This is a genomic window from Lysinibacillus fusiformis, assembly GCF_016925635.1.
Taxonomy (GTDB): domain Bacteria; phylum Bacillota; class Bacilli; order Bacillales_A; family Planococcaceae; genus Lysinibacillus; species Lysinibacillus fusiformis_F.
This window is the reverse complement of record NZ_CP070490.1, coordinates 1,939,741-1,952,012: the sequence shown is the minus strand read 5'-3', so window position 1 is coordinate 1,952,012 and position 12,272 is coordinate 1,939,741. Positions and strand designations below refer to the sequence as shown.

The 12,272-nt window shown below is 39.3% G+C and carries 10 protein-coding genes; 6 read left to right on the top strand and 4 right to left on the bottom strand.

The window, feature by feature from the left end; all coding sequences use genetic code 11:
* Positions 1-74 precede the first annotated feature (74 nt).
* The 5 genes from JTI58_RS09685 to JTI58_RS09665 all read left to right on the top strand — a co-directional run bounded on the left by JTI58_RS09685 (position 75) and on the right by JTI58_RS09665 (position 6,540).
* The gene (locus JTI58_RS09685) at positions 75-1,181 is read left to right on the top strand and encodes an extracellular solute-binding protein (protein WP_205446402.1); all 1,107 of its coding nucleotides are present in this window, start codon (positions 75-77) and stop codon (positions 1,179-1,181) included.
* An 83-nt stretch (positions 1,182-1,264) separates the two neighbouring features.
* Positions 1,265-2,335 (top strand): ABC transporter ATP-binding protein, encoded by a 1,071-nt coding sequence (locus tag JTI58_RS09680; protein WP_205446401.1) that lies wholly within the window; start codon positions 1,265-1,267, stop codon positions 2,333-2,335.
* Positions 2,336-2,347: 12 nt separating this feature from the next.
* A complete protein-coding gene (locus tag JTI58_RS09675) occupies positions 2,348-4,054 on the top strand; it encodes an ABC transporter permease (RefSeq protein WP_205446400.1) in 1,707 nt (568 codons plus the stop codon).
* A gap of 27 nt (positions 4,055-4,081) precedes the next feature.
* Positions 4,082-5,596, top strand: coding sequence for an argininosuccinate lyase (gene argH / locus JTI58_RS09670; protein ID WP_205446399.1), 1,515 nt, complete (start codon positions 4,082-4,084; stop codon positions 5,594-5,596).
* Positions 5,593-6,540, top strand: coding sequence for an N-acetylglucosamine kinase (locus tag JTI58_RS09665; protein ID WP_205446398.1), 948 nt, complete (start codon positions 5,593-5,595; stop codon positions 6,538-6,540). The genes argH and JTI58_RS09665 overlap by 4 nt, the downstream gene beginning before the upstream one ends.
* 548 nt (positions 6,541-7,088) lie before the next feature.
* Here JTI58_RS09665 and JTI58_RS09660 read toward each other — a convergent pair.
* From JTI58_RS09660 to JTI58_RS09650, 3 genes are all read right to left on the bottom strand, one after another.
* Entirely contained in the window at positions 7,089-8,393 is a 1,305-nt protein-coding gene (locus tag JTI58_RS09660; RefSeq protein ID WP_243456371.1) for a transglutaminase domain-containing protein, read from the bottom strand.
* Positions 8,394-8,537: 144 nt separating this feature from the next.
* Positions 8,538-8,798, bottom strand: a complete 261-nt coding sequence (locus JTI58_RS09655; protein ID WP_004233098.1) for a metal-sensitive transcriptional regulator — start codon at positions 8,796-8,798, stop codon at positions 8,538-8,540.
* A gap of 84 nt (positions 8,799-8,882) precedes the next feature.
* Positions 8,883-9,596 carry a glycosyltransferase family 2 protein gene (locus JTI58_RS09650; RefSeq protein WP_205446396.1) on the bottom strand — a complete coding sequence of 238 codons (714 nt, stop codon included), beginning with the start codon at positions 9,594-9,596 and terminating at the stop codon, positions 8,883-8,885.
* Between the two features lie 264 nt (positions 9,597-9,860).
* Here JTI58_RS09650 and JTI58_RS09645 point away from each other — a divergent pair, with 264 nt between their 5' ends.
* On the top strand, positions 9,861-11,777 hold the full coding sequence (locus tag JTI58_RS09645; RefSeq protein ID WP_205446395.1) for an SEL1-like repeat protein: 1,917 nt from the start codon (positions 9,861-9,863) through the stop codon (positions 11,775-11,777).
* A 44-nt stretch (positions 11,778-11,821) separates the two neighbouring features.
* Here the strand turns inward: JTI58_RS09645 and JTI58_RS09640 are convergent, their stop codons facing one another.
* The gene (locus JTI58_RS09640; RefSeq protein ID WP_205446394.1) at positions 11,822-12,229 is read right to left on the bottom strand and encodes a hypothetical protein; all 408 of its coding nucleotides are present in this window, start codon (positions 12,227-12,229) and stop codon (positions 11,822-11,824) included.
* Between the last annotated feature and the right edge of the window lie 43 nt (positions 12,230-12,272).

The window sequence follows — 12,272 nt, the reverse complement described above, 5'->3', positions numbered from 1 at the left end:
ATTCTAACATTAATGTTCCCTTTCGGTATTATACTGCATTATGCAAGTAACTTACTTTAAGAAAGGGGAAGTTGATGAAAAAAAAACGTATTCTTGGTTTTTTCCTTATGGTAATGCTTTTCGTTTTAGCTGCTTGTAACGGCAATGATCAGCAAGATTCTACAAATGATGCAGCAAATAACGACAAAGCTTCTGATGGCGACAAAACAGAAGTAGCAGCAACGTCACCTTCAGGCAAGCTTGTGATTTACACTGGACGGGATGAAGAAATGGTGCAAAATGTGATCGATCAGTTTAATGAAAAATATCCAGACATTGAAGTAGAATTTTTAACGATGGGTGCTCAACAAATTTTAGAACGTCTACGTGGTGAAAAGGCAAATCCTCAAGCAGATTTTTGGTGGGGTGGAACACAATCCGCTCTCATTGTTGGTGCAAATGAAGACTTACTACATGCTTGGCAGCCGAGCTTTATTGACGCTATTGATGCCACGCACAAAGATGTGGATGGACGATGGTTCGGCGAAATGTTGTTACCAGAAGTCATTATGATTAATAGTGATTTACTAACAAAAGAAACTGGTCCACAGGACTGGGATGACTTATTAGATCCTAAATGGAAGGATCAAATTTTAATCAGAGGTGTACTTGCGTCAGGTACAATGCGCACAATTTATTCCTCAATGATTGTACGACAAGGTGCCGATTCACCTGATAAAGGCTATGAATGGTTATTACAATTAGATGCCAATACAAAGGAGTACACGCAAGACCCTAATGCTTTGTATTTAAAGCTAACACGTCAAGAAGGCAGTGTCTCCTTATGGAATCTGCAAGATATTTTATTAAAAAAATATACGACAGATTATCCTTTTGATTATATTTATCCAAAAAGCGGAGCACCTATTTTAGTAGATGGTGTAGCAGTTGTAAACAATGCGAAAAACCTGGAAAATGCGAAACTATTTGTCGAGTTTTTATTTGAAAAAGAGATGGTAACACAATTAGCTAATGATTATTATCAAATTCCTACACGTTCTGATATCGACAAAGCCTCCATGCCAGAATGGTACCAGGAATTAGATTTAAAAACATTCGATATTGATTGGCAGCTAATGTCTGACAAAGAAGCTGAATGGATGGAATACTGGGATAACAATATTAAAGGGCGCAGTAAATAGTAGAATGGGTAAAAATTCGGCTTATGCAGCGAATTTTTACCTTCCTGCATCATCTAGATTCTTTGTTAGAGAGGAGTTTATGATTGAAAAGTGTCAGAATCGAAAATGTCTCGAAGTATTTTGGTCAAGTATCTGGTGTGAAAGATTTAAATCTTGAAATAAAAGCAGGTGAATTTTTTACTTTTCTCGGCCCTAGCGGCTGCGGCAAAACAACCACTTTAAGGATGCTCGCAGGCTTTTATTACCCTACTAAAGGCAAAATTCTTTTTGATGATCGAGATGTCACTCGACTTCAGCCCAATAAACGCAATATCGGCATGGTATTTCAAAATTATGCCCTTTTTCCCCATATGACGGTTGATGAGAATATTGCATTTGGTTTACAAGTTCGAAAATTTTCAAAGGCTGAGATTCAACACAAGGTTGATCGAATTAGAGGACAAGTACATCTTGCAGCTTACGGCAACAGAAAAATAAATGAGCTATCTGGTGGGCAGCAGCAGCGTGTTGCTTTAGCTAGAGCACTCGTGATAGAGCCAGATATTTTATTGCTAGATGAACCTCTATCCAATCTAGATGCAAAATTACGTGAGGAAACACGTATTGAAATCAAACGAATCCAATCTGAGCTGGGAGTCACAACCATTTACGTTACACATGATCAAATGGAGGCCATGTCCATGTCGGATCGAATCATGGTTATGGAAGATGGCTATATCAAGCAAATTGGGACCCCTCAAGAAATTTATCACCAGCCCGAAGATCGTTTCGTGGCTAATTTTATTGGTGAAACTAATTTAATTGAAGGTTCTATCCAGACTATTGAGAATGATGATGTACAAGTACGAACAGTAAATGGACATATTTTAACTGGGCGAAAACAACAAAGCTCTCCCTCTTTAACGCATATGATTGGAGACAAAGTATTTATTTCTATTCGTCCAGAATCGATTCAACTTGGTACTGGTGATAACACATTAACAGGAAAAATTACATTCGTAGAATTTACAGGTATTAGCGTTAATTACATTGTAGATTTTACGGCGTTCTCACTTAAAGTAATGCTTATTAATTCTTATGACCAAATCAAAAAGATCGGTGAAGATATTACCATCCATATGGCACAAGATTCACTGTACTTTTTAGGGGAATAGGAGGAAGCCAATATGGGGAAACAGTCTGAAAGTGTGTGGACGCGAATATTTCAAGCCAATTGGTTTGTCTATGTTTTAATATCGCCATTATTTTTAGTGTTGTTCGCCTATGTGATTTACCCCTTCTATCAAACTTTCATCCAAAGCTTTGCAGGGGATGAAGCATTCTTTCACTATAAGAAATTTTTTGATATAGCTAGTCCAGCAAATTTAGAGGGTTTGTGGACCAGTATTTATATTTCATTTGTCAGTGTTATTTGCTGTGCTCTTGTTGGGGTAACGATGGCCTTTTTACTAGAACGCTATAATTTCCCTGGGAGACGGATATTGTCCGTTTTAGTTTTGGTTCCAATGGCACTTCCTCCTTTAGTGGGTGTGCTTTCCTTTTCATTTTTATATGGGGATAGCGGGATTTTCCCACGAATTTTGCAGCATCTATTTGGGTTAGATCATGTGCCTTTTGCCTTGAAGGGAATATGGGGAGTCATCGTCGTCCATACATTCACAATGTATACGTACTTCTATTTAACAGCCTCTGCTGCTATTAAGGGGCTTGATCCAGCTCTTGAAGAGGCTGCTACTAGTCTGGGTGCAGGACGTATTCGCGTATGGACAAAGGTTATTTTACCAATGCTCACACCTTCTATTGTTGCCTCATCCTTATTGGTGTTTATGATTTCTATGGCTTCTTATACTGCACCTTTAATGTTTGGTGTGGAGCGCACTATGACAATGCAAATTTATTTATCACGTACAAATGGGAATCTTGAGATGGCTGCAACACAGTCGATGATATTATCCTTTGTGTCTATCACTTTTTTAATCATCATGCGTTGGTATCAAAATCGCCGAAATTATCAAAATCTCAGTAAGGGAATTAGTGTTCACCGTTCAGAGGTATCCTCAAAAAAGGTGAAAATTATAGCAACAATTGCCTCTTTTGTTGGCACATTAATATTGATATTGCCTATTTTAGTGCTGATATTGATATCCTTTTCTGTGGATGGAGCTTGGAAAACCCAAATTCTCCCGACCGACTATACAATCGATCATTATATTGCCCTTTTTACCGATGAGCGCACCTGGCGACCCATTTGGAACTCCATTCAAATGGGTGTCATTGCAACACTGGGCAATATCATCTTTGGTGTCGCGGCCGCTTATGCTATGGTGCGCTTAAATTTTAAAGGGAAAACCTTGCTCGATATTTTGATAATGGTACCTTGGGCTTTGCCAGGAACAGTTGTAGCTGTTAATTTAATTGCTGCCTTTAGTACAGAAAGCATCTTTAGTTTTAATCAAGTATTGATCGGTACATTTTGGATTTTGCCATTAGCCTACTTTATTCGACATTTACCACTTGTTTTTCGATCAACATCCGCCTCTCTTGTACAGCTAGATCAATCGATTGAAGAGGCATCACGTGGCTTAGGGGCCAACTGGTGGTATACATTTAGACGTATTGTCGTGCCTTTAACATTCACCGGGATTTTAGCAGGGACACTCTTAGCCCTCGTGCAAAGCTTTGGTGAATTTGTTGCATCCATTCTAATTTACAGTACATCCACTATTCCATTGTCTGTAGCGATATTCCAAAAATTATATGCATTTAAATTTGGGACCGCCTGTGCTTATGGTGTCTTACAAATTTGTTTAATTTTAGTTGTCCTTATTATTTCTGAAAAACTATCAAAAGGCAGTGCTGGTACAGCCATCTAACTGCCAATCTATTAGGGGGCCATGACAATGTTTGAAGATTTTCGCAACAAAACACAGCAGGAAGATGGGATGATATTCCCTTCTAACATCTATCGAAAAATCGTTTTACAGCCAGCTTATGATGAGGCGAAGAAAAATTTTTTAACAATCATGCTACAAATCAATATTGCTCATTTAAAAATGTTAGAAGAACAAGGACTTGTAAAAAAAGATGAAGCAAAACAAATTGGGATAGCTCTGAAAAAAATAGACTTAAATTATTATCGTTTAGAGGATTACAGTCCCCAATATGAGGATTTATTTTTCCGCATTGAAAATAAATTAATAGAGCTTGCTGGTGATGTTGCTGGAAATCTTCACATTGGCAGAAGCCGAAATGATATGGGAATCGCCATCTATCGAATGACATTAAGGAAAAAATTATTATTATTAATGCGCGAGTTACTAACATTACGTGATGATTTAATCGCTGCTGCTGAGGAACATATTGATACCATTATGATTGGCTACACACATACACAGCAGGCCCAGCCTACAACCTTCGCTCATTATTTAAAGGCTGTCATCGACCAGCTAGAGCGGGATTTTGAACGAATGCAGCATGTTTATAAAACGGTCAATCGCAGTAGTATGGGGGCCGCTGCCTTAACAACAACAGGCTTTAATATTAGTAGAGAACGTATGCGTGATTTACTTGCCTTCGATGATATTATCGAAAATGCATGGGATGCTGTTGCAGGAGCAGATTATATAGCAGAAGCTGCAAGTATTGTACAGCTTGCCGCACTCAATCTAGGTCGTACTTCTCAAGACTTTTTATTATGGGCTACTCAGGAGTTTAATGCGTTTACACTCGCAAGTCCATATGTGCAAATAAGCTCTATTATGCCTCAAAAACGTAATCCTGTTTCTATAGAACATACACGCTCATTACTATCTGCGGTTGTAGGAGATGCAAGCACTGTATTACAGATGGTACATAATACACCGTTTGGAGATATCGTAGACACGGAGGATGATATGCAGCCTTATTTATGGCGCGCCATTGACCGATTAATTGGCATTTACGAGTTGTTTGGTTCGCTTGTTGTTACAATGGATGTTAATAAAAAGAAATTAAAAAATCGCGCGGAGAATAGCTTTGCGAATGTCACTGAGCTCGCTGATACGTTAGTACGTTCAGAGGGGATTTCGTTCCGTCAAGCGCATAGTATTGTTAGTAAATGTATTAAAGTTCTACTTGCTCATGGAGAGGAATCATTGGCTAGCCTTACATGGGGTCTTGCAAACACACAATCGAAATTGATTACGGGCAACGAATTAACTATTTCGGAAGAGGATTTCTATAAGACATTAAAACCAGAATCTTTTGTTGGTGTGCGAACATTACTGGGTGGTCCCGCTCCAGCTACTATGAAGGATGCTCTTGAGCGCTCCAGATTGAATGCCCATGATTTTTATGAATGGATTCGCTTAAAGGAAAGCTCTATTATTGAAGCAGAAAAAGAACTAACAGCCTTTCTAGAGGAATGGAATCAATGAAACAATGGTTATTGATTATTGATGGTGGGGCGACAAAAACAGCATGTGCAGTTGTTCATGCTGAATCTGGTAACGTTGAATATTCTACATCCACTAAGGGCTCTAATTATCAAGCCATTGGTGTTGAATCAGCTACAGCAATCTTACAAGAGCTTTTAGCAAATGTTGAAACTTTTTTGCTAAAGCACCCTCATTCTCAAATTGCTGTAGCTACCTTTGCATTAGCTGGCATTGATTCTCCTAAGGATCATGCAGCAGTAGTGGCCATTGTTCAAAACGCTCTTCAGACCACAGAGCTACAAATCGATACACTGATTATTGAAAATGATGCAGAGGCCACACTACTAGGTGTGACTGCTGGACAGGCAGGTGCACTACTCATTGCTGGAACAGGAGCTATTGCCTATGCCTATAATGGACAACGAATTGTACGTGCTGGGGGCTGGGGACATCGGGCTGGCGATGAAGGAAGTGGGTATTGGTTAGGGCAAGAAGTCGTAAGAGCTATATTTAAAATGGAGGATGGTCGTGGTAGGCCAACGATCTTAAAGGAAGCTGTCTATCAGTCTTTAGGTATACAGGATGTTACAGAGCTTGCTGAATGGTTATTCCACCCTTCCTATACAAATGCACAACTGGCCAAGATGGGCTCCTTTGTGGCAAAGGCAGTCGAGCAAGAAGATCCTTGCGCCATCGAAATATCTCAACAAGCTGCCCACGAACTAGTCCTTCTAGCAAGGGCTGTATTGAAAAAAATTAACTATCAGAATGAACCATTCTCTTTTTATTGTAATGGTGGTGCCATGAAGCATAATCCGCTCATTTTAAAAATTTTCACAGAGCAAATTACCTCCATGTATCCTCAAGTGAACATTACATTTTGTCAGCACCAGCCTATTACTTATCTGATTGAACGTACAAAAAGGGCATATGACTGTTTATAAGTCATTGCCCTTTTCTTAGTGTTGAAAAACAAAACAGTCAATTGAAAGGTAGAAATGAAATTCCGTTGCAGGCTACTTGCTTTCCTGTGGGCGAGCGCCGAATCGCTTCCTCCGCTACCGCTCCGTTTAGAGTTTGCCTGTCTCGCTATCCCACGGGAGTCACGTAGCCTTCCACTCCAACCCACAAAAGTGTTACCTTTTTAGCAAAGGTTTTCAAATAAAGTGAAGTTATTCACTACTCTTTATGAAGGGGTGTTGTCACTACACAATGAAAATAAGAGCCTATCTAATTATACAAATCATGGGCTATTTTGATCACTACGGCTAGTATGAAAGATAAAGCAAAGACACTTTTGCAGCATGGTTGATTGGAGTGGAGCCAGCGTCACTCCTAGGGGATTTAGCGTCACAGAGGAGACCCTGGAGCGAACGTTAGTGAGTGAAGCGGCTCATCGGACGCCCCTGGAAAGGACGCTGGCGGAACGGAAATCAACCTCTCACCTTGCCAAGTTGCTTTTTCTGCCGTTGACTTCATCTTTTTTCTTGTTTTAGAGTGCCATTCTCTTCAATTCATTGGTCGTAAAATAGAGATAGCCATCCTTTATAAATAAATCCTTCGTATCCTCCCTATTTAGTACCTCTTCTCCACTGCCATCTGGACGAATCTTTGTTAAATACGCCCCTCGGGAATAATTACTAAAGTAGAGCCAGCCATCCGAATAAACGATATATTGTGCACGAGAATTTGTGACACGCTTTGTCTTACCAGTTTTCATATCAAGTACATATAACTTATTGTCATCTGAAATATTACTAAAAAACAATTGGTCTCCAGCCTGTGCTGGGAAGTCAATATCATGGTAATAACTATACATTGTGCTTGTTGCCTTCGGGTAGTCTTCAGCAATCCACGTGTGATCCTTCGCCATTGTACGATCATCTACTAAAAAGTATTGGTAACGTATTGCACCCTTACGATCTGGTACTGGATCATTCCATGTCGTATCGAGATGATACCACTGTCCATCCAGCTTCACAAGATTCCACGCATGTCCCTCTTGACCTACATAGCCCACGATATATTTTGTTTCTATACCCAGTTTTTGAAGCATAGAGTGAGCAAGTAAAGCATAGCCCTGACATACTCCCCCATGCTCGGCAAGAACGGTATAAGCACTATGTGGACTAGAATTCGTTTGATCCGTATAAGAAGTATTGGCAACAATAAAGTCATTGACAGCCTTTACCTTTTCTACATTCGTCATAGATTTTTTACTAATTTTGGCGATGATTTCTTGAACATTCATCTCTACATAAGCAGCCTGCTCTGGCGTCATTAAATAGCTCTGCTCTCCAAAAATAGTTGCTTTATTTCGTCCATATTCATATCGAATTGAATGTTTACTTACATGGCCATAAACATAGTCATCTCGTTTAATAGCATTGTTATAGGCCTCTTCTACAATTTGTTCAATTCGCTGTGTATTCCCTTTATATTGAATTTCAAACTTCGGTGAAAAGCTATTATAATACGCATACATCGCATCAGCCATTTCCTTGGCATTTGTCACGACTAACTTTGTTTCAGGTTTCTGAATTGGTGGAGCTGTAGGGGCTACCTCCGCTTCATGTACATCTTCTATCGGTAGGGCTGTTTCAATTGAGGCATTATCTGAAAGTCTTGCAGTAACATCTACGATTTTCTCCTTTGTTGAAAGAAGCATAGTTTCTATTTCATCATTATTTGTCCAATCAACCACCTGCTGAACAACCGCCTTACCAGCCGTATAAATGGGATCAATAAAAATAATAATAATGGCAATTATAGCTAATTTCTTCCACAAACTCCTCACCTCCAACCGTCTTCTTTACATTATATACAAAAAAAGCACAAAGAACTCACTTAAGGGTCCAATTGTGCTTGTTAATATTTGTTTGTTGATTTAATAAAATTCTAAGTTACTGTCTTTTGTATTCTTATTACAAATTCATAACTTCTATCTACTTTTCACAACTAAATTAACTGCTTCCTGAATGGCCTCATTCATTTTTTCGCCATCCCCTTCAGCATTTTGTACACATTCCAATAGATTTGTACTGACAATAACCCCAACTGTACGGTCTACAGCAGAGCGTACTGCTGATAATTGTGTAATGACTGCCTTACAGTCCTTTTCCTCCTCCATCATTTTCAAAATGCCACGTAGCTGTCCTTCCATCCGTTTTACACGATTTTTTACTTGATCTGAATATTCCATAAACATTGCTCCTTCTCTTATACTCGCTACGCTCTCATGAGTAATGGTTATTCTTTATCCTAGCTCATTATTTTAAATTTAAACCTAGCCATTACTATTCCTTGGCTTTAAATAATTCATGAGCATTCTCGTAATAATGGTACCAGCGTTTGTTATTTCATCGTACTGGATTATTGAATTCTTCTTTATACGTAATTGCCCAATTTCTACCTCGAAAATTGGACACTTTCTTTTAAGTGCAGCAATTAACATATTTGTATCATAATCATAGCGTTCACCTTTTACCTTCATTAGCCAAGGCAACTCATTTATCGAAATATAGCGCAAACCTGTTTGTGTATCCATTAATTTCTTGTGATACAATAACTCAAAAAATAAGCTTGTTGCACGATTTCCCCAATAAGAAAGGAATGTACTATCAGCTGAACGAAAGTTACGTACACCTAGCACTATCCCTTCTGAAAACACCTTTGTCATCGTTAAGACAAGCTTTACATCTTGTAAAGTATGTTGCCCATGTGCTCCAACTGTAAGGATACCATGGCACCTTGCTTGTTGTTGTCGTATATATGCAAAGGCGGTCTTAAGTGCGCCACCCTTACCAATATTGCAGTCATGCTGTAGTACTTGGCAGCGTTCAATTTTATTTAGATTTTCAAAAATATCCTTATATTTTTGATCACTCCCATCATTGACAATGATGATTTGTGTAATGGTCGTTGCTAATAATTGATGTACATAGGTAATGAGTGATTGTTGTGGATTATATGCTGGTATAATGGCTGCAATATTTTTCATTTCGATCCCCCACCTAAAGGCTGACAGGTTCTCCGTAGCTACGAATCTCCCTTATATCAAATAGTATCATGTCACAGCAACAATTCAACTGATGAATCCCATTAAAACATATCAATAATATCGATTTTTCTCCGATATATGAACAAAGAGATAAAGAGGCGCTTTGCAAAAAGGCTCGTAGGACGGAATGTTTATCTGTGCAAAGGCGAAGGTTCAGCTGCAATAACGCCGAGGTAATTAATGAAAGAGGTGAGTACTATCGTCATGCATTACGAAAATCTTGAAGAACAATGTCAAAAATTAAGGCAGCTGTCCTTCACAAAGTTAGCTAAAAATTTACAGGATGCTAGTTTGCTCGCCATTTCAACCCCAGCAGAATCTTTACAAAAGTCACTTCTTGTATTAGAGGAAATTTTATATGAGATTTATCGATTGGAAATGCATACCGAACCTAAAATCAAAAATGTTCGAATGCTATTAAATAATCGAAGTTTTGTAGCGCAAATTCATCCTCGTCGGATTTATTTATTGATGAATTTAATTCATAAAATGACAAGCCATACTAGTAATGACATTGTGGAAGCCAAAGCAGCTAAAATTGTTTTGGATTATCTTAGCGATATTGTTGAATGGTTTATGAAGCGCTATGATCGTAGTTTCAGATCAGCACGCCTTCCCTCTCACGCTGCAGAGCTTCCTTCAATATTTGATCAAAACATACTCCAACATGATCAATCGCCAGAGGCTTACACACATGCAGCCAAATGGTTTGAAGTAGCGGCACATAACGGAGATGCAAGTGCTCAATATAATTTAGGTGCTCTTTACAATCATGGACGAGGGGTGGAAAGAGACTATAGGCTTGCAAAAATGTGGTATGAACGAGCTGCCGCACAGAATGACGCAAATGCTCACTATAGCCTCGGGGTACTTTTTCATCTAGGTCAAGGTGTTACACAGGATTATATGGAGGCTGTGCGTCATTACCAAATAGCGGCTGATTTAGGGAATGCTGACGCTCAATACAATTTAGGGGTACTCTATAATCAAGGGTTAGGCATGTCTCAGAACTTTCACGAAGCAGCCAAGTGGTATACCTTAGCAGCCAATCAAGGTAATACAAGCGCGCAAAACAATCTAGGCTTCCTTTATCACAATGGCACAGGTGTAGAACAAAACTATGAAGAGGCCATCACTTATTTCGAAATGGCTGCCTTAGCAGGAGATGCGAGTGCTCAATATAATCTCGGCTATATGCACCTTAAAGGGCGTGGTATTCCCCAAAACCTAGAAGAAGCAGCAAAATGGTTTCATATGGCTGCTTTACAGGACCATGTGAACGCAGAGTTTCAACTGGCAATGCTCTACAACACTGGGCAAGGAATGACGAAAGATCATCTAGAAGCTTTAAAATGGTTCAAGCTAGCGGCACATAAAGGACATTTAAATGCTCAGTACTGTCTTGGCCTACTGTATGAAAAAGAACAGGATCTTGTGTCAGCAGAAAAGTGGCTACTGCTAGCCGCTGACAATGGCCATATCAGCGCTGGCTTCGAGCTAGGACGTCTATATGTATATCAGCTTCAAGAACCAGCCAAAGCAATGTCGTATTTTATGGCTGCGGCTGAAAAAGGCTATGCAGATGCACAGTATGAGCTTGGCCTATTACTGACATCAGGCACAGGCGTTCCTATAAATTATAGGGAGGCCGTGAAATGGTGGCGAGCAGCAACAGATCAATCACATATTCAAGCTGAATATCAATTAGGCCTACTATATGAACAGGGATTAGGGGTTAGCTTGAATCTTGAGGAGGCACGTAGGTGTTATCGCCTAGCTGCCATTCAAGGCCATGCAGGTGCGCAGTATCAACTTGGTAATTTATTTGATAAAGGTAAAGGTGTAGAGCAGGATTACACAGAGGCAGCTAAATGGATTGAACAGGCTGCATCACAAGGACATGTGAAGGCACAATACCAATTAGCTCAAATGCACATTCATGGACAGGGCGTACCAAAGGACTTTGCAAAGGCTGCCCAGCTTTATCGACTAGCTGCTAATCAAGGGCATCAAAAAGCTCAATTCCAGCTTGGTATGCTCTACAAAAAAGGGCATGGTGTTGCACAAGACTATCAAGAGGCTACAAGATGGCTGAAAAAGTCACTTGAAGATATTAAATAAACATTTTAAAACCTACCGCATCACGAATGACACGGTAGGTTTTATTAATGGATGATATTATCCTTTTGTTGATGAATCATGAATGTTACAACAATAAATAAAGCGAAGCTAATTAATAGCGTAGTTCCTCCTACAATAAAGAAGACTAATGTAAAAGTACTACCAAAATTAAATGGATTGATATTGTAAAACCACATGCCTAACGTTAAACCCAAAACACCGATAATGGCTGTCCAACCGTGAATAGTTACTAATTTTTGTGATTTCACTTTGAAGGCTCTATAAAAAATACCCCAGGCAAACATACTAAGCCACCCGACCAGTAAAATATGTGCATGTATCGGTCTATTTTCATAGCTGCCTGATCCCGACATATGTGAACCTAAATATGTGCCGATTAAAGCAAAGATGGCCGCTAATCGAATAAGGCGTATGCTCCACTTTTGTTCCATACGATAACTCCCCCTATGTGTGTTTCAACTAAGTAGCAGTTTA